Below are 21,326 nucleotides of genomic sequence, written 5' to 3'. Positions count from 1 at the left end.
ACGCAGCGGCGCCGGGTCCGAAGCGGCTCAGGGAAGCGGACGGGATCGGGCGTCGAATTGCCGCCACAGGGCGGCCTCGCGGCCGTTTTCGCGCAGTTGCGCCAGGCCCCGGTCGAACGCGGCCCTCAGTTCGGCGACGCCCGGTGCCGGGCCGAACAGGAGGAAGTAGTCCCAGCGTTGCAGGACCGGCGTGGTGGCCAGCCGTGCGCCTTCCTCGGGCGTCAGGCGGGTGCTGATGAGCCAGCGGCCGGTGCCCTTGACCATGTCCACGGCATCAATGCGTCCGGCGGCGAGCTTGCGCAGGTTCTGCAACTCGTCCCCGCTCACCTCGTAGCGCAGCAGGCCACGGCGCTCGGCGGTTTCCAGCACCGGCGTCTTCGCCGAGCCGAGCGGCAGGCCAATGGTGAGGCCGCGCAGGCGCTCGATCTGTTCGGCGCTGCCGTTCCAGTCCACCGGGTGGGCCTGGTTGTAGAACAGCACCACTTCATCGCTGTAGACCCGTTGCGAGTAGCTGCAGCAGGTGTCGCGCTCGGGGCTGTGCCCCCAGACGGCGGAGGCCTGCCAGTGGCCCCGGCGGACCTCCTCGAAGGCGCGCTTCCAGGGGAAGAACCCATAGTCGACGCGGATGCCCTGGGTGGCGAACGCCTCGCTGATGAGGGTGGGGATCACCCCGTAGCCGGGCTGGCCGGCGCTGATCAGGGGTGGCCATTCGCCGATGGCGATGCGGATCTGGCCGTCAGCCTGTACAGGGCCGGCCAGCAGGGCGCAGAAGAGGGACAGCAGGACCCGCGAACGGCGCATCGAAGCTTCCTCGGCTGGATACGCCCCGGGCGGGCGCTCGTTCAGCCAAGCACAGGCCGTACGGGTCTGCCAGCCGGCCTAGCGGGCCAGCAGCGGTCGCTCCAGCAGCTGGTGGCGCTGCTCGGCAGGCAGCCGTTCGGCGATCTCCAGCAGCATGGCCTGGGCGGCGGCCTGCAGTTCGCCGGTGGCCTGGCGCTGGCGGGCGAAGCCGTTTTCGATGGCGCTGCGGTCCAGGGGATCGGCGGCCAGCTGCTTCAGCAGTTGCCGGCGGTTGTCGCGGTTGGCGCTGGCCAGTCGGCGCAGCTCCGGCGCATGGGTGCTGATGATGGCGCTGACTTCGCTGCGCTGGGCGTCGGGCAGGGCCTCCACGCGGGCCATGAGCTGGCGCATGGGCTGGCTCTGCAGGCCGAAGGCGAGGGCCGGCGTGGCCGGGCGGGCGATCAGCCAGCCGACCAGGAAGGCGTTGGCCGCCAGGGAAAGCAGCAGGGCCGTGGCAAGGAGTCCGGTTCGTTTCATGGTTCGTTCGTCCACAGCAGTTGGTCCACGGCCTGGGCCGCGAGGGCCAGGTCATCGTCGGCCGGTGGGCTGGCCAGGTGGCCGCCGAGCAGGCCCAGCAGGCCGCACAGCACGAGGCTGGCGAGGCTCGCCTGCCAGCCGGGTTGCCAGTGCGCCAGGGCGCGACGCAGGCGCAGGTGCCAGGGCAGTCGCTGGGGCTGGGCGGTGGCGTGGGCGACGATGCGCGCGGCCAGGTCGGGCGCCGGGCGGGGCGCGGGCTGGTCGGCCAGGTGGCGCAGGTCCGGGTCTTGGTTCATGGGGATTCCTCCTCGTTGCGGCGGCTGGGCAGCCAGCGCCGGAGCTGGGCGCGGGCACGGCCGAGCAGGCCTTCCAGCGCTTTCACATGCAGGCCCATGGCGGCCGCCGCCTGGGGGTTGCTGTGCGCCTCGAAGTAGCAGAGCACCACGGCCATGCGTTGCCGGTCCGGCAGGCGCTGGACCACCCGGTGCAGTTCGGCGGCCTCGCGGGCCTGTTGCAGCTGCTGTTCGGCCGGGGTGTCGGGGTCGAGCAGTTCATCCAGCAGGGTGTCGATGTCGGTCTCCGGACGGCGCTTGCGTCGCCGCAGCTGGTCCAGGCACTGGTGCACCAGGATGCTGTGGAACCAGGTGGTGAAGCGTGCCCGTCCGGGTTGCCAATCGCAGGCGTGGGTCCACACGCGGGTGAAGGCTTCCTGGGCGGCGTCCTCGGCGTCGGCCTGTTCCGGCAGTACGCGCCGGGCAATGGCATAGGCGCGCGGCAGGTGCCGCTGCACCAGCGTCGAGAAGGCCCGCTCGTCACCCTCGGCCACCTGGGCCATGAGTTGTTCGTCGTCGAGTGGCATCCGTTGCGTTCGCCTGGCCTCAGGAGCAGGGGCTGCCGGGCGCTTCGGCCCGCGTGGAGCGGAAATGCGGGGACATGCCGGGTACCTTTCAGGGGTTGGGGGTGAGGGTGACGCTGCCGGTGCGGGTGTTGCCCTGCGGGCCGGTGACGCTGCGGCTCAGGGTGCCGCTGTCGCGGTCGAGACTGTAGCGGGTGGAGCGCTCTGCCGTCTCGCCGTTGGCACCGGTGACCTGCACCTGGTGGCTGAGGCTGCCGTCGTCGGCGCGGCGGGTCTGCTGGGTGAAGGTGCCGCTGTTGCCGGCGGCGTTGCTCCAGGTCCCGCTGGTCTGGCCGTCCTGCCGGGTGGCCTCGATGCTGCGTGAACGCCCGTCGGCCGCCGTGGTGGTGCGGCTGAGCTGGCCGCTGGTGGCGTCGTAGCGGGTGGTGCTGCTGGTGCTGGCGGTGCGGCCGTTCTCGCCGGTGACGCTGCGCTGGCGGGTCAGGCCGTCGGCCAGGGTGCCGCTGCGCTGGGTCTGCCAGGTGCCGCTGTGGCCTCGGCCGGTGCTGAAGCCACCGGCGCGCTGGCGCTCGCCGGCATCGACACCGCCGGCCAGGACGACGGCCAGGCAGAGCAGGGGAAGCAGGGCTGAGCGGGGAGACGGGTGCATGCTGAACCTCGTTTCAGGGTGGGGTTGCCGGTGTTACGCCGGCCCGGGCACGCCCCCTGCGTTTTTTTGCGTGGGCCCCGGAGTAAACTGCGCGCCTCTTCAAGGCTGGGGTGGTGCGGTGAACTGGGACATCTTCTGCAGCGTGGTGGACAACTACGGCGACATCGGCGTGACCTGGCGCCTGGCCCGGCAGCTGGTGGCCGAGCACGGGCTGGCGGTGCGCCTGTGGGTGGACGAGCCGGCCGCCTTCCAGCGCCTGCACCCGGCGGCTGATCCCCAGGCAGACCGGCAGGTCTGTGCCGGGGTAGAGGTGCGCCGCTGGTACCGGGAGTGGCCTGACGTGGCCCCGGCCGATGGGGTGATCGAGGCCTTCGCCTGCGAGTTGCCGGCGGCCTACGTGGCGGCGATGCAGGCCCGTGAGCGTCCGCCGCTGTGGTTGAACCTGGAGTACCTGAGCGCCGAGGACTGGGTCGGTGGCTGCCACGGGCTGCCGTCGTTGCAGGCCAATGGGCTGAACAAGTTCTTCTTCTTCCCCGGGTTCCGTGCCGACACCGGCGGCCTGCTGCGCGAGGCCGACCTGCTGGCGCGGCGCGAGGCCTGGCAGGCGGACCGGGTGGCACAAGACGCCTTCCTGGCTTCCCTGGGCGTGGTGCGCGAAGCCGGTGCGCGGCTGGTCTCGCTGTTCGCCTACGAGAACCCGGCGCTGGCGAGCTGGCTGCAGGCACTGGCCGAGGACGCCCGGCCGACCTGCCTGCTGGTGCCGGAGGGGCGCATCCTCGGTGACCTGGCGGCCTGGGCGGGGCAGGACGGGCTGGTGGCGGGGGATCGGCTGCAGCGCGGCAACCTGTCGCTGGTGGTGCTGCCCTTCGTGCCCCAGGACGACTATGACCGCCTGCTGTGGTGCTGCGACTTCAACGCCGTGCGCGGCGAGGACTCCTTCGTGCGGGCGCAGTGGGCGGGGCGTCCGCTGCTGTGGCACATCTACCAGCAGGCGGAGGACGCCCACCTGGAGAAGCTGGAAGCCTTCCTGGCGCTGTATGGCGAGGGGCTGTCGAGCGAGGCGGCGCAGGCGTTGCGTGGTGCCTGGCTGGCCTGGAACCGGGGAGGCGACATGGGCGGGGCGTGGCGTGCGCTGGTTCGCCACGAGGCGGAGCTGCAGGTCTGGGCCCAGCGCTGGTGCGGTCTGCAGGGATCGCGGCAGGACCTGGCCGCGGGGATGGTGCATTTTTATACAAATTGGATATGATACGCGGCCTGTTTTTAGTCACCCATCCAAATCGGATATTCGTATGAAAACCGCTCAAGAGTTCCGCGCCGGCCAAGTCGCCAACATCAATGGCGCTCCCTGGGTCATCCAAAAGGCCGAATTCAACAAGTCCGGCCGTAACAGCGCCGTCGTCAAGATGAAGCTGAAGAACCTGCTGACCGGCGCCGGTACCGAGACCGTGTTCAAGGCCGACGACAAGCTGGAGCCGATCATCCTTGAACGCAAGGAAGTGACCTACTCCTACTTCGCCGACCCGCTGTACGTGTTCATGGACACCGAGTTCAACCAGTACGAGATCGAGAAAGCCGACCTGGAAGGCGTCATGACCTTCATCGAAGACGGCATGACCGACGTTTGCGAAGCCGTTTTCTACAACGATCGCGTGATCTCCGTTGAACTGCCGACCACCATCGTTCGCCAGATCGCCTACACCGAGCCGTCCGTCCGTGGCGACACCTCCGGCAAGGTGATGAAGACTGCCCGCCTGCACAACGGTGCTGAGCTGCAGGTTTCCGCCTTCTGCGAAATCGGTGACTCCATCGAGATCGATACCCGCACCGGCGAGTACAAGTCCCGCGTCAAGGCCTGAGCCTGAACCGCGTGTGACAGAAAAGCCCGGCATTTGCCGGGCTTTTTCGTTTCTGCCGTTTCGCTCAGAGCGCCTTCTGCAGGTTCTGGCGCAGGGCGACGAGCTCCTCCTTCAATGTGCCAAGGTCGCCCAGGGTCATTTCGCTGGCAGCGAGGATGCAGCCGGGGATGCGCTGGGCCTCCCGGTGCAGGGCGCGGCCCTTGTCGGTCAGGCGCAGTTCGACCACGCGCTCGTCGGCGCTGCTGCGGGTGCGGGTGATCAGGCCTTCGGCCTCCAGGCGCTTGAGCAGCGGGGTGAGGGAGCCGGGGTCGGTGAGCAGGCGGGCGCTGATTTCGCCGACGGTGATGCCATCGCCTTCCCAGAGCACCAGCATGGCCAGGTACTGCGGGTAGGTGAGGCCCAGCTCCTGCAGCAGAGGCTTGTAGACCTTGGTCATCAGCAGCGAGGTGGAATACAGGGCGAAACACAGCTGGTTATCCAGCTTGAGGGCTTCGCAGGGCTCGATGGGTTCGCTCATGGCCACCTCCGGGTTGGACAAGTGCGCAATTTAGCGCACAAGCCTTTCGCGGGCAAAACAGCGTGCAGGCGGTTTGCAGCCCGGCTGGAAGCAGCCACACTTGGCGCTTTCCCACGTTCGCCAAGGAGTGCGAGATGACCGACCCGCAGAACAACCCCTACCAGGCGCCCCAGGCTCCGCTCACCCAGGAAACCGTCGGTGGGCTGCCGCTGGCGCCCCGTGGCACCCGCCTGGGCGCTGCGATCATCGACAGCCTCATCCTGATCCTCGTCTGCCTGCCCCTGGGCTTCGTCTTCGGGATCTATGACGGCATCACCTCGGGCGTGCAGCCCGGCTTCGGGCAGCAGGCGGTGGGCGCCGTGCTGGGGATCGTCGCCTTCCTCGCGGTCAACGGGGTGTTCCTCAGCCGCTACGGCCAGACCGTGGGCAAGCGCCTGCTGAAGATCGCCATCGTCGACCAGGACGGCCACAAGCCGGAGTGGATCCCGATGTACCTCAAGCGCTACCTGCTCTGGGGGCTGGTGGCCTACATCCCGCTGCTGGGTGGGTTGGTGCTGCTGGTGAACTACCTGTTCATCTTCCGCGGCGACCGCCGCTGCCTGCATGACCTGACCGCCGGCACCCGCGTGGTCCAGTTGCCGGCCTGAGTCAGCCGCGACCGAGGCCGCCCCGCAGGGCCTGGTCCCAGGGTGGCTCCGGGCCGAAACGGTCTTTGAGGAACTCCAGCAACAGCCGGCTCCGCGAGCTGGCTTCCCCTTCCAGCCGTAACGCGTAGATGCCGCTGGGCTCCGGCGGCGGCAGGCCGTCGTCGCAGAACAGCGGCACCAGTTCGCCGCGCACCAGGTAGTCGCTGATCAGCCAGGTGGGCAGGTGGGCCACGCCGAGCCCGGCCACGGCGGCGAACAGCAGGGTCTCGGCATTGTTGGCGGTCATCCGCATGCGCTTGGGGCGTACGATCTGCAACCGGCCGTCCAGCTCGAAGCGCCAGGCGTAGGGCGGTGCCAGGGCGTCCCAGTCGAGGCCTTCGTGCTCTTCCAGTTCACGAACGCTGCGGGGCACGCCGCGCCGCTTCAGGTACTCCGGGCTGGCGCAGAGGATGCGCACCATGGGCGCCAGCGGGGTGGCCACCAGCCGGGTGTCGGCCAGTGGGCCGATGCGCAATATCAGGTCGACCTCGCCCAGGTGGGTGCCGTGCATGTCGACGAAGCTGTCGATCAGGCGCAGCTGCACGTCCAGCCCGGGGTAGGTGACCAGGAACTCGGCGATGGCCGGGGCCAGGTGGCGGCGGCCGAACGGGGCGGGGGCGTCGATGCGGATCAGGCCTTCCGGGGCGCTGCTCAGGGACACGGCCTCGGCCCGTGCCAGGCGCAGCTCGGCGAGGATGCGCTTTGCCCGTTCGGCAAAGGCCATGCCGGCGGGCGTGGCGCGCACCGCGTGGGTGCTGCGGATGAACAGGGTGCTGCCCAGGGCCTTCTCCAGCCCGTCGATGCGGCGGGCTACGGCCGAGGGCGTCAGGGGGTGGCGGCGCGAGGCGGCGGAGAAGCTGCCGGCGTCGAGTACATCGAGGAACAGCGCCAGCTGTTCGGTGAGGGCGTCGGGGTACATGGGGTTGCCTGTGCGAATTGCGCAAAGCCATTGTGCGCCGCTGTGCGTTTCCCCACCAGCCAGTGCTGCGTAGCATGCGCGCCAATTCGGATGGGAGGTTCCATGGATCTGTTGTCGATTGCGATGTATGTGGCGCTGGGGGCCTGCCTGGGTACGGTGGGCGGTGTGTTCGGCATCGGCGGTGGGCTGATCGCCATCCCCGCGCTGGGGGTGCTGTTCGGCCTGGACCAGCAACTGGCCCAGGGCACGGCGCTGGTGATGGTGGTGCCCAACGTGCTGCTGGCGCTGTGGCGCTACCACCAGCGCAACCGCATCGACCCACGCCACGCACTGCTGCTGGCGGCCTCCAGCGTCGGTTTCGCCTGGCTGGCCTCGCTGGTGGCGGTGCAGCTGGACGCCCAGAGCATGCGCCTGGCGTTCGTGGTGTTCCTGCTGGCCCTGACGGCCTACAACTTCGCCCGCATGTTCATGGCCAAGGCCACGCCCAGTGCCGAGCTGCGCCACCCCTGGCCGTGGCTCGGCGTGCTGGGCGGCGTGGCGGGTGCCATGGGCGGGATGTTCGGCGTGGGCGGCGCGGTGATCGCCACGCCGGTGCTGACCAGCGTGTTCGGCACCACCCAGGTGGTAGCCCAGGGCCTGTCGCTGACCCTGGCGGCGCCGAGCACCGCCGTGACCCTGCTCACCTACGGCCTCAATCACCACGTCGACTGGGCCATGGGCGTGCCCCTGGCCCTGGGCGGCCTGCTCAGCATCAGCTGGGGCGTGCGCCTGGCCCATGCTTTGCCCGAGCGGGTGCTGCGCACGGCGTTCTGCGTGTTCCTGCTGGTGTGTGCCGTGTTGCTGGCGATCAAGTGATCGGGCCTACAGGGCGTCTCTAAAAACGTAGGCGAGGCAGTCAGCGCAAGGCAAAAACAGGCGAAAAAGCGCAGTTTACGCGCGGTAAATGAGCATTTTGATCGGACTCGCGCACGAGCCTGTTTTTAACGCAGCGATGACAACGCAGGCAGTTTTTAGAGGTGCCCTACAGGCGGAACCCCTCGATGATGTGTTCGGCCAGCGTATCGGTCACCGGCGAGGTGCTGCGTGGATTGCGCATCAGCACGATGCTGCAGCTGGGCAGCAGGGGCAGGCCTTCCGCTTCGCCGAGGATGCGCATGTCGGCGGTGATCAGGCTCTGCAGCTGGGCCGTGACCGCCAGGCCGGCGCTGACCACGGCCATGATCGCCGACAGGCTGGGGCTGGTGTACGCCACGCGGTAGGCCCGGCCCAGGGTGTCCAGGGCGTTGCAGGCCCAGGCCCGGCAGAAGCAGTCGGTGTTGAACATCGCCAGCGGCATCTGCGCCTGCTCGTGGGGGCTGTGGCCAACGGCCTCGGCCCAGACGAAGCGCTCCTGGCGCAACAGCTCGCCGATCTCGGTGCCCGGCGCGCGGGTGAGGATGGTCAGGTCCAGGTCCTGGCGCTGCATGAGCTGCGAGGACGAGTCGCAATGCACCTCCACCTGCACCAGCGGGTAGGCCTGGGCGAAACGCGAGAGGATGCCGGGCAGGAAGCGCATCACGTAGTCATCCGGTGTACCGATGCGCACGGCACCGACCATGTGAGGCTCGCGCAGGGTGGTCATCACCTCGCCATGCAGCTTGAGGATGCGCCGGGCATAGCTGAGCAGGATCTGCCCCTCGGCCGTCAGCCGCACATTGCGCCCCTCCCGCTCGAACACCGTGCGCTCCAGCACGTCTTCCTCCAGCCGCTTCATCTGCATGCTCACCGCTGACTGGGTGCGGTTGACGGCTTCCGCCGCGCGGGTGAAGCCGCCGTGGTCGGCAATGGCGACGAAGGTACGCAGCAGTTCCGTGTCGATGGCGGGGTAGCTCATTCATCAATTCTCAAGATGCGATGCATAAGAAACATTCGTTGGATTGATGTTATCTGCGGTCGGAAACTGGCGCCACCCCACAAGGAGGGCCACGCGATGAAAAGTCCAACCCTGCATGCCGCCATTCCACTGCCGCACTCACCGCGCCTGTCGATGACGGGGCGCACGCTGCTGGCTCGCCTCCAGCGCTGGGCCCAGCTGTACCAGCAGCGCCGCGACCTGGCCCGGGCCAGCGACGCGATGCTCAAGGACCTGGGCCTGTCCCGCGCCGATGTCATGCGCGAATCCGAACGGCCTTTCTGGGATGATCCCCTGGCCAGGTAACCCACCAACGCACACGACCACCGAACAAGGAAGCCCCATGCACGTAGAAGTCAGGATCGTCAACGCCTTCACCGATGTCGCGGCGGGTGGCAACCCGGCCGGCGTGGTGCTGGACGCCGACGCGCTCAGCACCGCCCAGAAACAGGCCATCGCGGCCCGTGTCGGTCTGTCCGAGACGGCCTTCGTCTCCGCCTCCGAGGTGGCGCCGTTCAAGCTGGAGTTCTTCACCCCCAACCGCCAGGTGGCCCATTGCGGCCACGCCACGGTGGCCACTTTCTCGTTGCTGAGGGAGCTGGGGCGGGTCGCTCCCGGTGCTTCGGCGAAGGAGACCATCGACGGCCGGCGCTCGGTGTTCGTGGAGCGCGAGCAGGTCTTCATGGAGCAGGCCGCGCCGCGTTACCAACTGCTGGATAACGGCCAGCAGGCGCAGCTGCTGCAGGCCCTGGGCCTCGTGCCGGCACAGCTGGTCGATGGCCTCCCGATGGAGCGGGTGAGCACCGGGCTGGGCTTCGTGATCGTGCCGCTGCGCAGCGAAGCCGACGTGGCCGGCATCCGCATCGACACGCCTGCCCTGGAGCTGCTCAGCGAAGCGCTGGACCTGGTGGGCGTTTACGCCTTCTCGCAGCAGACCCGCCAGCCGGACCGGCACGCCGGGGCGCGGATGTTCGCGCCGCGCTACGGCATTGCCGAGGAGTCGGCCACCGGCATGGCGGCCGGGCCGCTGGCCTGCTACCTGCACGACCGCGTCGGGCTGAAGCAGCCGGTGCTGCGCATCGAGCAGGGCCACCTGATGCAGCCGCCGTCGCCGAGCCTGATCACCGTTGAATTCGACCTGGAGCGCGACGCCATCCTGCGGCTGATGGCCGGTGGCGCTGCCCAGGTCATGCAGACCCTGACCCTGGACCTGTGAGGGCCCGCCCGTGACGCATCACCTGGCACAACTGAACATCGCCCGCATGAAAGCCCCGCTGGATTCGCCGGTGATGGCGGATTTCGTCGCCAACCTGGCCCGCATCAACGGCCTCGCGGAGGCTTCTCCCGGCTACCTCTGGCGGCTGCAGGACGAGTCGGGCGATGCCACCGCGCTGCGTCCGTTCGGCGATGACGTGGTGGTGAACCTCTCGCTCTGGCGGGACCTGGATTCGCTGAAGACCTTCACCTACCAGGGCGCCCACACCGAGATGCTCAAGCGCCGGGGTGAGTGGTTCGACCGCCTCGGTGAGGCCCACCAGGTGCTCTGGTGGGTGCCGGCGGGCCACCTGCCGGACGTGCACGAGGCCGCCCGGCGCCTGGTCCGGCTGCAGGAGGAAGGCGCAGGGCCGGAGGCCTTCACCTTCCGTCACGCCTACCCTGCGCCGGCTGCCGCGAGCCCCGTGGCATGAGTGGAGCGACGCTGGCGCTGAGCGCGAGCGAGGCACGGCGCCTGGTGCTCGCGGCCCAGGGCTTCACTCGGGCGCCCCGTGGCGCGGTGCGGCCCCCGCACCTGGCGTCGCTGGCCGAGCGGCTGGGCGTGGTGCAGATCGACTCGGTGAATGCTCTGGTGCGTTCCCATTACCTGCCGTTCTTTTCCCGCCTGGGCGGCTACGACGCCTCGGCGCTGGATGCGCTGGCCTGGAGCGGCGGGCGTCAGCGGCGCTTCTTCGAGTACTGGGGGCACGAGGCGTCGCTGTTGCCGCTGTCCTTCTACCCGCTGATGCGCTGGCGCATGGCGCGCTCGGCCGCCGGGCAGGGCATCTACGCCATGCTGGCGCGCTTCGGCCGCGAGCGGCAGGACGTGATCCAGCGGGTGCTGCAAGCCATCCGCACGGACGGCGCAAGCGGAGCCGGTGCACTCAGCACCCGCACCGAGCGGGCCGGCCCCTGGTGGGATTGGAGCGACGAGAAGAACGCGCTGGAATGGCTGTTCGCCGCTGGCGAAGTGACGGTGGCCGGCCGGCGCGGCTTCGAGCGCCTGTACGACCTGCCGGAGCGGGTGATTCCCGCGCAATGGCTGAACACCCCGGAGCCGACGCCCGATGCGGCGATGCGCGCGCTGCTGCTGCACGCCGCACGCGCCCTGGGCGTGGCGACGGAGAAGGACCTGCGTGATTACTTCCGCCTGGAAGTGGCCGATGCCCGGCGGGCCCTGGCGGAGCTGGTAGATGCCGGCGAACTGCTGCCGACCCAGGTACGCGGCTGGACCCAGCCGGCTTATTGCGCCGGTGAGCCGGTCATCCCCCGGCGGGTTCGCGCAGCGGCGTTGCTGTCGCCCTTCGATTCGCTGATCTGGGAACGCAGCCGCACCGAGCGGCTGTTCGGCTTCCACTACCGGCTGGAGCTCTACACCCCGGCTGATCGCCGGCGCTATGGCTACTACGTGCTGCCGTTCCTGCTGGGGGACCGCCTGGTGGCGCGGGTCGACCTGCGTGCTGACCGGCAGGGCGGCAGCCTGAAGGTGCTGGCGGTGCATGAGGAGGCCGGCGGCCTGCCGGAACCGGCGCTGGCCGAGCTGGGGCGCTGCCTGGTGGAGATGGCGAGCTGGCTGGGTCTGGATAGGGTGGACCTGGCCTGCGTGAGGCCGGTTTCGCAAGGCCTGGGGCGCTGGTTGCAGGCATAGCGGGGGCCGCGTAGCGACCCCCGCCAGGTCTCAGCGGACCTTGAGCACCAGCTTGCCGAAGTTGCCGCCGTCGAACAGCTTGGACAGGGTCTCGGGGAAGGTCTCCAGGCCTTCCACCACGTCTTCCTTGCTCTTCAGTTGGCCGCTGGCCATCCAGCCGCCCATTTCGCGGGCGGCGTCGGCGAACTTCGCCGCGTGGTCCATCACCACGAAGCCTTCCATGCGGGCGCGGTTGACCAGCAGCGACAGGTAGTTGGCCGGGCCCTTGACCGCTTCCTTGTTGTTGTACTGGCTGATGGCGCCGCAGATGACGATGCGGGCCCTGGGGGCGAGGCGGGTCAGCACGGCGTCGAGGATATCGCCGCCGACGTTGTCGAAGTACACGTCCACGCCCTTGGGGCACTCGCGCTTGAGTGCTTCGGCGACGTTCTCGGCCTTGTAGTCGATGGCCGCGTCGAAGCCCAGTTCGTCCACCAGGAAGCGGCACTTGTCGGCGCCACCGGCAATGCCGACCACGCGGCAGCCCTTGATGCGGGCGATCTGCCCGGCCACGCTGCCCACCGCACCGGCGGCCCCGGAGAGCACCACGGTCTCGCCGGCCTTGGGCGCGCCGACGTCCAGCAGGGCGAAGTAGGCGGTCATGCCGGTCATGCCCAGGGCGGAGAGGTACAGCGGCAGCGGCGCCTTGCTCGGGTCGACCTTGTAGAAGCCGCGCGGCTCGCCGAGGAAGTAGTCCTGCACACCCAGGGCGCCGTTGACGTGGTCGCCCACGGCGAAGTCCGGGTGGTTGGAGGCGATCACCTTGCCCACACCGAGGGCGCGCATCACCTCGCCGATGCCCACCGGGGGGATGTAGGACTTGGCGTCGTTCATCCAGCCACGCATGGCCGGGTCGAGGGACAGGTAGAGGTTTTCCACCAGCACCTGGCCGGGTCCGGGTTCGCCAACGGCCGTCTCGACGAAGTTGAACGTGTCGCGGGTGGCGGGCCCCACGGGGCGCTTGGCGAGCAGGAACTGGCGGTTGATCAGGGACATGGCAGGGGACTCCGAATGGGTGAGACCCACCGGTTTAGTCGGGCAGGCCGGCCAGGGCAAGGTTCGTTGTCGCGAGGAATGCCACGGCATGAATCTGGATGATCCACGGGGGTGGCCTTAATCATCCGTCTGGATGCTGCCCTCTCCAGCGGCCTGATGATGCTGACGCCGTCTCGGTGCGACTGGCTAGACTCCGGGCGATTTCCACAGCATCCGAGGTTGCATCGATGAGCACGAGATTCTCCGGCCAGGTCGCTCTGGTCACCGGCGCCGGCAATGGCATCGGCCGCGCTACTGCACAGGCCTTTGCCGCTGAAGGCATCAAGGTGGTGGTGTCCGACGTGGACGTGGCCGGCGGCGAGACCACCGTGCAGCTGATCCGCGAGGCGGGTGGCGAGGCCACCTTCATTCGCTGCGACGTGACCCGGGATGCCGAGGTGAAAGCGCTGGTGGAGGGAACCGTCGCGGCCTACGGTCGCCTCGACTACGCGTTCAACAACGCCGGCATCGAGATCGAGAAGGGCAAGCTGGCCGACGGCAACGAGGACGAGTTCGACGCGATCATGGGCGTCAACGTCAAGGGCGTGTGGCTGTGCATGAAGCACCAGATCCCGCAGATGCTGGCCCAGGGCGGCGGCGCCATCGTCAACACCGCTTCGGTGGCGGGCATTGGCGCGGCACCGAAGATGAGCATCTACGCCGCCTCCAAGCATGCGGTCATCGGCCTGACCAAGTCGGCCGCCGTGGAGTACGCGAAGAAGAAGGTGCGGGTGAACGCGGTATGCCCGGCGGTGATCGACACCGACATGTTCCGCCGTGCCTACGAGGCGGACCCGAAGAAGGGCGAGTACGCCGCCGCCATGCACCCGGTGGGCCGTATCGGCAAGGTGGAGGAGATCGCCGGTGCGGTGCTCTACCTGTGCAGTGACGTGGCGGGCTTCACCACCGGGCATTCGCTGGTGGTGGACGGTGGCGCGACGGTGGTCTGAGCCAACGAGCGGTCACACGAAAAAGGCGCCCTTGGGCGCCTTTTTCGTTTCGGGGCAGGTCAGTCCCGCCCGGTCCTGACGTTGAGGATCAGCAGGGTCAGGACGCCGGCCACCAGGCCCCAGAAGGCCGAGCCGATGGACAGCAGCGTCATGCCGGAGGCGGTGACCATGAAGGTCACCAGTGCGGCCTCGCGCTCCTTGGGCTCCTGCATGGCCACGGTGAGGCCGTTGCTGATGGAGCCGAACAGCGCCAGGGCCGCCACCGAGAGCACCAGCTCCTTGGGGAAGGCGGCGAACAGGGCGGCCAAGGTGGCGGCGAAGGTGCCGGCGATGCCGTAGAAGACCCCGCACCACATGGCGGCGGTGTAGCGCTTGCTGCGGTCCTCGTGGGCATGGGGGCCGGTGCAGATGGCGGCGCTGATGGCGGCCAGGTTGATGCCGTGGGAGCCGAAGGGCGCCAGCAACAGCGAGGCGAAGCCGGTGGCCGAGACCAGGGGCGAGGCCGGCACCTGGTAGCCGTCGGCGCGCAGCACGGCGATGCCGGGGATGTTCTGCGAGGCCATCGCCACGATGAACAGCGGCAGGCCGATGCTGATGATGGCGGTGAAGGAGAAGGTCGGGGTGGTCCACACCGGTTGCGCCAGGTGGAAGTGGAAGCCGCTGAAGTCCAGCAGGCCCAGGGCACCGGCGGTGACGCAGCCCACCAGCAGCGCGGCGAGCACCGCATAGCGCGGCTGCAGGCGCTTGAACAGCAGGTAGCTGAAGAACATCGCCAGGACCAGGGCGGTGCGGTGCTGGGCGGCGATGAAGATCTCGCTGCCGATCTTGAACAGGATGCCGGCCAGCAGCGCAGCGGCGAGGGAGCCCGGCAGGCGCCGCATCAGCCGCTCGAAGCCGCCGGTGAGCCCCACCAGAGTCAGCAGGATGGCGCAGACGACGAAGGCGCCGATGGCGTCGGAATAGGGCACGCCGGGCAGGCTGGTGATCAGCAGTGCCGCGCCCGGGGTGGACCAGGCCACGGTGATCGGCGTGCGGTAGCGCAGCGAGAGGCCGATGCTGCAGATGGCCATGCCGATGGACAGGGCCCAGATCCACGAGGCGATCTGCCCGCTGGAGAGGCCGGCGGCCTGGCCGGCCTGGAACATCAGCACCAGGGAGCTGGTGTAGCCGGTGAGCATGGCGATGAAACCGGCCACCACCGCCGAAGGCGAGGAGTCGGCCAGCGGGCGCAGGCGGGGCAGGGCGGTGCCGGTGTCGGAGGCACGGGTCATCAGAGCGTTCCCTTGAAGTCGACGAGGATGGGGTAGAGCGAGGCCACCAGCAGGATGGCCATGCCGATATTGAACGCGCGTAGCACTCGTGGCGAGGACAGCCAGTGGCGCAGCAGGCTGCCGGCAACGGTCCAGAGGCCGACGCTGGGGCAGTTGATCAGCGCGAACAGGGCGGCGATCAGCAGGGCGTTGGTGACGAAGTTCTCCTGCGGGGTGTAGGTGGTGATGGCGCCGATCGCCATCACCCAGGCCTTGGGGTTGACCCACTGGAAGGCCGCCGCCTGGAGGAAGGTGAAGGGGCGCGCCCCGCCCTTGGTGTCGTCGGGGGCACCGGAGCCGGCGATCTTCCAGGCCAGGTAGACCAGGTAGGCCGCGCCGCCATAGCGCAGCAGGCTGTACAGCAGGGGAACCTGCTCGAAGACCTGGTGCAGTCCCAGGCCCACCGCGGCGACCATCACCATGAAGCCGATGCTGATGCCGAGCATGTGCGGCAGGCTGCGGCGGATGCCGAAGTTCACTCCTGAGGCGAGCAGCATCATGTTGTTGGGGCCGGGGGTGATGGAGGTGACGAGGGCAAACAGCGCAAAGGCGAGCAACAGTTCCAGGCTCATGGCAGGTCTCTCTTCTTGGAGGGAGAAAGCCTACGGCGTGGCGCTTCGCCGCGCCCCGTACAGCGATGTGCGCAAAAAGCGATACAGTCGCGTGACGTCTCCCGTGTGCACCGTTACTGTGCCGGTCAGTTGAATCAGGAGCCCCGTCATGGACGAAAACCCCTACGCACCCCCTCAGGTCGAACTGCTCCAGCCGGAGGCGCCGCGCCCGTTGCCGGAATGGAGCGCTGGCCAGCTCAGGCTGTTGGGCTGGCTGTCCCTGGTCGGCTTCCTGGGCAACCTGGTGCTGTTGCTGGGTGTGGTGTCGATCGGCTGGTTCGGGATCGAGCTGCCGGTGGCCTACACCGATTGGTCGGGCCTTTCCCTGGTGCTGCTGGGCAGCTATGTCTCCCTGCGCTTCAAGGTCTTCGCCGAGGCGCGTTTTGCTGCCACCGGCCTGACCTGGCCCACCTGGGTCGTGGTGGTCACCAGTGTGCTGCTGCAGGTGATGCTGATGACGGTGGGCGACCAGCTGGGGAGCCTGGGGTGGGAGATGGCCCTGTACGGCTCCGGTCTGGTTCTGTGCGGGGCGGGGTGTATCTGGCTCGGCGTGCGCCTGGTGAAGGTGCCGGACACCTATGCGTCTTTCCGGGTCGTGGCCGGTGCCATCCTGGTGACGGGTGTGATGCTGGTTTCGCTGCTGCTGGCGGCGTTAAGTTCGCTGCCGGCGTTGGTGTCGGTGGTGGCCACGGCGCTAGTGTTCTTCCGGGGGGCGCGGGAGCTGGAGGGCGGGCGCTGAGGCGCCTCAGGTGCCTTCCGGCTCGTCCTGGCGGGCGCCGCCCAGGGTCTGGTTGACCTTCAGCCAGCCTTCCACCGCATCGGCCCCGGCCTCGCCGAAGGCCCGCTCCAGCAGGCGGGCCTGCTCCCGACGCAGGCTCTTCTCCAATTTCGAGCCTTCTGCCGTCAGCCCCAGCTGGCGCTTGCGCTTGTCGTCGTCGGCGGTGCTGCTCTGCACCAGGTCCATCTCCATCAACTGGCGCAGCGGCGTGTTCAGCGCCTGCTTGCTCACGCCGAGGTAGCCGAGCATTTCCTTCACACTCAGCCCCGGGTACTTCGCTATGAAGAACAGGATGCGGTGGTGCACCCGCGACAGCCCGCGACGGGCGAGCATTTCGTCGGGCTTGCTGGTGAAGGCCTGGTAGCCGAAGAAGAAGGCTTCCATGGCGGCGTGCTGGACGGCGGGGTTTTTCAGGTCAAGCATATTGACGTATCCATCCCGGGCATCGTAGTTTCGGTCAAGCAGTTTGACTCAATTCTCACGCCTTCGCACCCGGTGACATCCATGGCCTTCTCCGAACGCATCGCCCGCCTGAAAAGCTCCCTGATCCGTGAAATCCTCGCTGCGGCGCAGCGCCCGGAGGTGATGTCCTTCGCCGGTGGCCTGCCGGCCGAGCCGATGCTGCCGAAGGTGGAGTGGGCGGACATGCCGGCGAGCATGGGTCAGTACGGCATGAGCGAGGGCGAGCCGGCCCTGCGTGAGGCGGTGGCTGCCGAGGCGCGCGCCCTGGGTGTGCCCTGCGATGCCAGCCAGGTGCTGATCGTCAGCGGTTCCCAGCAGACCCTGGACCTGGCGTCCAAGCTGTTCATCGACCCGGGCACCGAGGTGCTGCTGGAGGCGCCGACCTACCTGGCCGCGCTGCAGGCGTTCCAGCTGTTCGGTGCCGACTGCATCGCCGTGGCCCAGGAGGCCGACGGCCCCGAGCTGGCCTCCCTGCGCCAGCGCCTGGAGCAGCACAAGCCGGCCTTCGCCTACCTGATCCCGACCTTCCAGAACCCCTCGGCGGTGCGCTACAGCGAGGCCAAGCGCGACGCCGTGGCGGCGCTGCTGGACGAGTTCGGCGTGACCCTGATCGAGGACGAGCCGTACCGCGAACTGGTGTTCGACGGCGGCAGCGCCACCCCCATCGTGAGCCGCTTGAAGAAGGCCAGCTGGATCTACACCGGCACCGTCTCCAAGACCCTGCTGCCGGGCCTGCGCGTGGGCTTCCTGATCGCCAGTCCGGACCTGTTCCCCTACCTGCTGCGCCTGAAGCAATCCGCCGACCTGCACACCAACCGCATCGGCCAGTGGCAGGCCCTGCAGTGGCTCGGCAGCGAGCAGTACCGGGGCCACCTGGCCGAGCTGCGTGACTTCTACCGCGTGCGCCGCGATGCCATGCAGGCGGCGCTGGAAGAACACTTCGGCGACCTGGCCACCTGGGAAGTGCCCCAGGGCGGGCTGTTCTTCTGGCTGGCCCTCAAGCAGCCGCTGGATACCCGCACCCTGCTGAAGCCGGCGCTGGACCAGAACGTTGCCTTCATGCCGGGCGAGCCGTTCTTCATCGATCCGGACAACCACCCCGGCTACCTGCGCCTGAACTTCAGCCATGTGGCGCCGGAGCGCCTGGGCGAGGGGCTGCGCCGTCTGGCCAGCGTGGTACGGGAAGCCCAGGCCGCCCAGGCCGTCTGATCGAGGAGCAGGCGATGTACAAGGTTTACGGTGATGTGATTTCCGGCAACTGCTACAAGGTCAAGCTGATCCTCGAGCTGCTCGGGCAGCCCTATCAGTGGGTGCCGGTGGACATCCTCAAGGGCGAGACCCAGAGCGAGGCCTTCCTGGCGCTCAACCCCAACGGCAAGATCCCGGTCCTGGAGCTGGAGGACGTCACCACCCTGTGGGAGTCCAACGCCATCCTCAACTTCCTGGCCGAGGGCAGCGACCTGCTGCCCACCGAGCCGCGCCTGCGCACCCAGGTGTTGCAGTGGCAGTTCTTCGAGCAGTACAGCCATGAGCCCTATGTGGCGGTGGCGCGCTTCATCAAGCGTTACCAGGGCATGCCGGCCGAGCGCGCCGAGGAGTACCAAGTGTGCCTGGTGCGCGGCTACAAGGCCCTGCGGGTGATGGAGCAGCAGCTCTCCCGCACGCCGTACCTGGTGGGGGATGCCTATTCGATCGCGGACATCGCCCTGTACGCCTACACCCACGTGGCGGAAGAGGGCGGCTTCGACCTCTCCGGCTTCCCCGCCATCCAGGCCTGGATGGCACGGGTGGCGGCTCATCCGCGTCACGTCAGCATCGGCTGAGGCGGCACGTCGCCGCCATGGCGCGCACGGCAGCCCTGGTCTAACGTCCTCCGGGTCCATTCCGGGCCTGGAGGCGTGCAGATGAAATACCGGGGAGGCTGCCATTGCGGCCGTATCGCGTTCGAGGTCGAGGGCAGCCCAATCACCGAGGTGATGGCCTGCAACTGCTCGCTGTGCAGCAAGCGTGGCTACCTGCTGTGGTTCGTCCCGCGCGCCCAGCTGGTGCTGGAGACGCCCGAGGCCGACCTGTCCACCTATCGCTTCAATCGCATGCAGATCGCCCATCACTTCTGCGGCACCTGCGGTTGCGCGCCGTTCGGCGAGGCTTCCGATCCCCAGGGCAACGCCATGGCAGCGGTGAACGTGCGCTGCCTGGAGGGCGTCGATCCGGATGCGCTGCAGGTGCGCAAGGTGGATGGGCGCAGCTTCTAGCGGGTCGTCTTCCGGGGCGCCAAATAAAAAAACCGGCCCTGGGCCGGTTTTTTCGTGGGCGATCCCTCAGCGGATCAGGTTGAGGAACTCGCTGCGGGTCGCGGAGTTGTTGCGGAATTCGCCGAGCATCACCGATGTGATCATCGAGGAGTTCTGCTTCTCCACGCCGCGCATCATCATGCACATGTGCTGGGCCTCGATCACCACGGCCACGCCCAGGGCGCCGGTGACCTGCTCCACCGCTTCGGCGATCTGCCGGCTCAGGTTCTCCTGGATCTGCAGGCGGCGGGCGAACATGTCGACGATGCGCGCCACCTTGGACAGGCCCAGCACCTTGCCGTTGGGCAGGTAGGCCACGTGGGCCTTGCCGATGAAGGGCAGCAGGTGGTGCTCGCACAGGGAGTACAGCTCGATGTCCTTGACCAGCACCATCTCGCTGTTGTCGGAGGTGAACAGGGCGCCGTTGATCACCTCGTCCAGGGTCTGCTCGTAGCCGCGGCAGAGGTACTGCATGGCCTTGGCAGCGCGCTTGGGGGTGTCCAGCAGGCCTTCGCGGTTCACGTCCTCGCCCAGTTGGCCGAGGATCGCGGTGTAGTGGCTTGCCAGTTTGTCGGGACTAGAGTCCATGGTGCTTCCAGAATCGAGTGGATGTAGGCGGACCATTGGCATGCCCATCGGGCCCGGTCGTTGGCCGGGGCAGCCCTTACGGCTGCATCGCACGCGGTGGGGGCGGGACGCTCTGACGGCGGCTTCCGCACGGCCACCCGGCACATGGTCGCGTTTCGTTCGGCGGCGATTGTACTGCGCCTGCCCGTGCTTGCCGAACTTCTTTGGCCGTCCCGCCGTCTGATGGCAGTCGGCTATCGTGGCGATAGCAAGCTTCGATTGCCCATCGCTTCAGCCAATCCCTAGGCTGCCGATACCTGTGTCGTCCTTCTTATCCTCATGCCGTCTTCGAGGTCCTGCCTAATGTTCCAGTCATCCCTCAAGCGCGAGCTGGCCGAGTGCCAAGCCCAGCTCGCGCAGGCTCTGGCGCGCCGTAGCGCCGTCGATCGCTCCATGGCGGTCATCGAGTTCCTGCCGGATGGCACCATCGTGTCCGCCAACGAGAACTTCCTCTCCGCGGTCGGTTACCGCCTGGAGGAGGTGCAGGGACGGCACCACCGGATGTTCTGTGATCCGGCCTATGCCAATAGCGCCGAGTACCGCCGCTTCTGGGAGCGCCTGGCGACGGGCGAGTTCATCCGCGACCGCTTCCGTCGACGTGACAAGCAAGGGCGCGAGCTGTGGCTCGAGGCCAGCTACAACCCGGTGCGTGACACGGCCGGGCGGGTGGTCGGGGTGCTCAAGCTGGCCACCGATATCACCGCCCAGGTGGTGCGTGAACAACAGCAGGAAAGCCTGATCAGCGCCATCGACCGTTCCATGGCGGTGATCGAGTTCAACCTCAAGGGCGAGGTGCTCACCGCCAACGAGAATTTCCTCAGCCTGATGGGGTATCGCCTGGACGAGATCCGTGGGCGCCATCACCGGCAGCTGTGTACCCGCGAGGATGGCGCTTCGCCCGAGTACGCGCAGTTCTGGGAGCGCCTGAACCGCGGTGAGTTCTTCTCCGGCCGCTTCAAGCGGGTCAACAAGCGCGGGGATGTGGTCTGGCTGCGTGCCACCTACAACCCGGTGTTCGACGCCAATGGCACCCTCTACAAGGTGGTGAAGCTGGCCTCGGACGTGACCGAGCAGGTACTGCACCAGCAGGCCGAGTCCGAAGCGGCGCAACTGGCCTACGAGATATCCCTGCAGACCGACGGTGGTGCGCAGCGGGGTGCTGAAGTGGTCCAGCGCACGGTGGACGTGGTGCAGGGCATCGCTGGCGAATTGAACCGGGCGGCCAGCGGCATTTCGGCCGTGAGCCAGCAATCCGACCAGATCAGCAGCATCGTCCAGACCATCCGCGGCATCGCCGACCAGACCAACCTGCTGGCGCTGAACGCCGCCATCGAGGCGGCACGGGCCGGCGAACAGGGGCGCGGGTTCGCCGTGGTGGCAGAGGAGGTGCGCAACCTGGCGGCGCGCACGGCCCAGGCGACGGTGGAGATCGTCGACGTGGTACGGCGCAACCATGAGCTGTCCCAGGAGGCGGTGCAGAGCATGGAAAGCAGCCGCGAGAAGGTGGAGCAGGGGGTGCAACTGGCCAGCCAGGCAGGCCAGGCGATCCTGGAGATCCAGGAAGGTGCCCAGCGGGTGGTGGAAGCCATCCGCCAGTTCAGTTCCACGCTGGAACGTTGAACCAAGG

The 21,326-nt window shown here is 68.2% G+C and carries 27 protein-coding genes; 14 read left to right on the top strand and 13 right to left on the bottom strand.

The genetic code is table 11. The features are described from left to right. Window positions 1-27: 27 nt before the first annotated feature. The 5 genes from PotMrB4_RS16435 to PotMrB4_RS16415 all read right to left on the bottom strand — a co-directional run bounded on the left by PotMrB4_RS16435 (window position 28) and on the right by PotMrB4_RS16415 (window position 2,822). The gene (locus tag PotMrB4_RS16435; protein WP_172433937.1) at window positions 28-801 is read right to left on the bottom strand and encodes a substrate-binding periplasmic protein; all 774 of its coding nucleotides are present in this window, start codon (window positions 799-801) and stop codon (window positions 28-30) included. 78 nt (window positions 802-879) lie between these two features. Continuing rightward, window positions 880-1,317, bottom strand: coding sequence for a periplasmic heavy metal sensor (locus PotMrB4_RS16430; RefSeq protein WP_172433936.1), 438 nt, complete (start codon window positions 1,315-1,317; stop codon window positions 880-882). Further along, entirely contained in the window at window positions 1,314-1,613 is a 300-nt protein-coding gene (locus PotMrB4_RS16425; protein ID WP_172433935.1) for a hypothetical protein, read from the bottom strand. Before PotMrB4_RS16425 ends, PotMrB4_RS16430 begins: the two co-directional genes overlap by 4 nt. Next, window positions 1,610-2,176, bottom strand: a complete 567-nt coding sequence (locus tag PotMrB4_RS16420) for a sigma-70 family RNA polymerase sigma factor (protein ID WP_172433934.1) — start codon at window positions 2,174-2,176, stop codon at window positions 1,610-1,612. Before PotMrB4_RS16420 ends, PotMrB4_RS16425 begins: the two co-directional genes overlap by 4 nt. 88 nt (window positions 2,177-2,264) lie before the next feature. Then, window positions 2,265-2,822: a hypothetical protein gene (locus PotMrB4_RS16415; protein WP_172433933.1), complete on the bottom strand. Its 558-nt coding sequence runs from the start codon at window positions 2,820-2,822 to the stop codon at window positions 2,265-2,267. A 118-nt stretch (window positions 2,823-2,940) separates the two neighbouring features. Here PotMrB4_RS16415 and earP point away from each other — a divergent pair, with 118 nt between their 5' ends. Both earP and efp read left to right on the top strand, forming a co-directional pair. Continuing rightward, window positions 2,941-4,068, top strand: coding sequence for an elongation factor P maturation arginine rhamnosyltransferase EarP (gene earP, locus PotMrB4_RS16410; RefSeq protein ID WP_232060720.1), 1,128 nt, complete (start codon window positions 2,941-2,943; stop codon window positions 4,066-4,068). Between the two features lie 43 nt (window positions 4,069-4,111). Continuing rightward, complete coding sequence (efp, locus tag PotMrB4_RS16405; RefSeq protein WP_044399835.1) at window positions 4,112-4,678, top strand: elongation factor P; 567 nt, start codon at window positions 4,112-4,114, stop codon at window positions 4,676-4,678. A 64-nt stretch (window positions 4,679-4,742) separates the two neighbouring features. Here the strand turns inward: efp and PotMrB4_RS16400 are convergent, their stop codons facing one another. After that, complete coding sequence (locus tag PotMrB4_RS16400; protein WP_044399831.1) at window positions 4,743-5,195, bottom strand: MarR family winged helix-turn-helix transcriptional regulator; 453 nt, start codon at window positions 5,193-5,195, stop codon at window positions 4,743-4,745. 134 nt (window positions 5,196-5,329) lie between these two features. Between PotMrB4_RS16400 and PotMrB4_RS16395 the strand changes: the two genes are divergently transcribed. Next, the gene (locus tag PotMrB4_RS16395) at window positions 5,330-5,842 is read left to right on the top strand and encodes an RDD family protein (protein ID WP_044399828.1); all 513 of its coding nucleotides are present in this window, start codon (window positions 5,330-5,332) and stop codon (window positions 5,840-5,842) included. 1 nt (window position 5,843) lies between these two features. Here PotMrB4_RS16395 and PotMrB4_RS16390 read toward each other — a convergent pair whose 3' ends face one another. Then, window positions 5,844-6,800: a LysR family transcriptional regulator gene (locus PotMrB4_RS16390; RefSeq protein WP_172433931.1), complete on the bottom strand. Its 957-nt coding sequence runs from the start codon at window positions 6,798-6,800 to the stop codon at window positions 5,844-5,846. Window positions 6,801-6,902: 102 nt separating this feature from the next. On the opposite strand from PotMrB4_RS16390, the gene PotMrB4_RS16385 reads away from it, so the two are divergent. Then, window positions 6,903-7,655: a sulfite exporter TauE/SafE family protein gene (locus PotMrB4_RS16385; protein ID WP_373870855.1), complete on the top strand. Its 753-nt coding sequence runs from the start codon at window positions 6,903-6,905 to the stop codon at window positions 7,653-7,655. Between the two features lie 166 nt (window positions 7,656-7,821). Here PotMrB4_RS16385 and PotMrB4_RS16380 read toward each other — a convergent pair whose 3' ends face one another. Continuing rightward, window positions 7,822-8,673, bottom strand: coding sequence for a LysR substrate-binding domain-containing protein (locus PotMrB4_RS16380; protein WP_044399821.1), 852 nt, complete (start codon window positions 8,671-8,673; stop codon window positions 7,822-7,824). Between the two features lie 153 nt (window positions 8,674-8,826). Here PotMrB4_RS16380 and PotMrB4_RS28280 point away from each other — a divergent pair, with 153 nt between their 5' ends. From PotMrB4_RS28280 to PotMrB4_RS16360, 4 genes are read left to right on the top strand one after another with little or no spacing between them, the layout of a single operon-like run. After that, entirely contained in the window at window positions 8,827-8,997 is a 171-nt protein-coding gene (locus tag PotMrB4_RS28280) for a DUF1127 domain-containing protein (protein WP_232060859.1), read from the top strand. A gap of 37 nt (window positions 8,998-9,034) precedes the next feature. Beyond that, complete coding sequence (locus PotMrB4_RS16370; protein WP_172433930.1) at window positions 9,035-9,907, top strand: PhzF family phenazine biosynthesis protein; 873 nt, start codon at window positions 9,035-9,037, stop codon at window positions 9,905-9,907. Window positions 9,908-9,953: 46 nt separating this feature from the next. Then, a complete protein-coding gene (locus tag PotMrB4_RS16365) occupies window positions 9,954-10,379 on the top strand; it encodes a DUF3291 domain-containing protein (RefSeq protein ID WP_197939528.1) in 426 nt (141 codons plus the stop codon). Continuing rightward, entirely contained in the window at window positions 10,376-11,593 is a 1,218-nt protein-coding gene (locus PotMrB4_RS16360; protein ID WP_172433928.1) for a winged helix-turn-helix domain-containing protein, read from the top strand. The genes PotMrB4_RS16365 and PotMrB4_RS16360 overlap by 4 nt, the downstream gene beginning before the upstream one ends. Before the next feature lie 30 nt (window positions 11,594-11,623). On the opposite strand, the gene PotMrB4_RS16355 is transcribed toward PotMrB4_RS16360, so the two are convergent. Continuing rightward, entirely contained in the window at window positions 11,624-12,628 is a 1,005-nt protein-coding gene (locus PotMrB4_RS16355; RefSeq protein WP_074973961.1) for an NADP-dependent oxidoreductase, read from the bottom strand. 227 nt (window positions 12,629-12,855) lie between these two features. Between PotMrB4_RS16355 and PotMrB4_RS16350 the strand changes: the two genes are divergently transcribed. Then, window positions 12,856-13,617, top strand: coding sequence for an SDR family oxidoreductase (locus PotMrB4_RS16350; protein WP_107330275.1), 762 nt, complete (start codon window positions 12,856-12,858; stop codon window positions 13,615-13,617). A 59-nt stretch (window positions 13,618-13,676) separates the two neighbouring features. Here PotMrB4_RS16350 and PotMrB4_RS16345 read toward each other — a convergent pair whose 3' ends face one another. Further along, window positions 13,677-14,888, bottom strand: coding sequence for a benzoate/H(+) symporter BenE family transporter (locus tag PotMrB4_RS16345; RefSeq protein ID WP_074973957.1), 1,212 nt, complete (start codon window positions 14,886-14,888; stop codon window positions 13,677-13,679). After that, complete coding sequence (locus PotMrB4_RS16340; RefSeq protein WP_172433927.1) at window positions 14,888-15,499, bottom strand: LysE family translocator; 612 nt, start codon at window positions 15,497-15,499, stop codon at window positions 14,888-14,890. Before PotMrB4_RS16340 ends, PotMrB4_RS16345 begins: the two co-directional genes overlap by 1 nt. Window positions 15,500-15,647: 148 nt before the next feature. Between PotMrB4_RS16340 and PotMrB4_RS16335 the strand changes: the two genes are divergently transcribed. Beyond that, entirely contained in the window at window positions 15,648-16,277 is a 630-nt protein-coding gene (locus PotMrB4_RS16335; RefSeq protein ID WP_172433926.1) for a hypothetical protein, read from the top strand. Window positions 16,278-16,283: 6 nt separating this feature from the next. Here PotMrB4_RS16335 and PotMrB4_RS16330 read toward each other — a convergent pair whose 3' ends face one another. Continuing rightward, window positions 16,284-16,739, bottom strand: a complete 456-nt coding sequence (locus PotMrB4_RS16330) for a MarR family winged helix-turn-helix transcriptional regulator (protein ID WP_044399797.1) — start codon at window positions 16,737-16,739, stop codon at window positions 16,284-16,286. Window positions 16,740-16,820: 81 nt separating this feature from the next. Between PotMrB4_RS16330 and PotMrB4_RS16325 the strand changes: the two genes are divergently transcribed. The 3 genes from PotMrB4_RS16325 (at window position 16,821) to PotMrB4_RS16315 (ending at window position 19,033) form a co-directional block, all read left to right on the top strand. Next, window positions 16,821-17,987 carry an aminotransferase-like domain-containing protein gene (locus PotMrB4_RS16325; protein ID WP_044399794.1) on the top strand — a complete coding sequence of 389 codons (1,167 nt, stop codon included), beginning with the start codon at window positions 16,821-16,823 and terminating at the stop codon, window positions 17,985-17,987. Between the two features lie 14 nt (window positions 17,988-18,001). Continuing rightward, window positions 18,002-18,601: a glutathione S-transferase family protein gene (locus PotMrB4_RS16320; protein ID WP_172433925.1), complete on the top strand. Its 600-nt coding sequence runs from the start codon at window positions 18,002-18,004 to the stop codon at window positions 18,599-18,601. Window positions 18,602-18,682: 81 nt separating this feature from the next. Then, a complete protein-coding gene (locus PotMrB4_RS16315) occupies window positions 18,683-19,033 on the top strand; it encodes a GFA family protein (protein ID WP_044399788.1) in 351 nt (116 codons plus the stop codon). A 66-nt stretch (window positions 19,034-19,099) separates the two neighbouring features. Here PotMrB4_RS16315 and folE read toward each other — a convergent pair whose 3' ends face one another. Further along, the gene (gene folE / locus PotMrB4_RS16310) at window positions 19,100-19,660 is read right to left on the bottom strand and encodes a GTP cyclohydrolase I FolE (protein WP_172433924.1); all 561 of its coding nucleotides are present in this window, start codon (window positions 19,658-19,660) and stop codon (window positions 19,100-19,102) included. A gap of 342 nt (window positions 19,661-20,002) precedes the next feature. Here folE and PotMrB4_RS16305 point away from each other — a divergent pair, with 342 nt between their 5' ends. Next, a complete protein-coding gene (locus PotMrB4_RS16305) occupies window positions 20,003-21,319 on the top strand; it encodes a methyl-accepting chemotaxis protein (protein WP_172433923.1) in 1,317 nt (438 codons plus the stop codon). Window positions 21,320-21,326: the final 7 nt, after the last annotated feature.

The organism is Metapseudomonas otitidis, assembly GCF_011397855.1.
Lineage (GTDB): Bacteria > Pseudomonadota > Gammaproteobacteria > Pseudomonadales > Pseudomonadaceae > Metapseudomonas > Metapseudomonas otitidis.
Note: the sequence above shows the minus strand (reverse complement) of the source record. Positions and strands in the feature narration are given on the sequence as shown.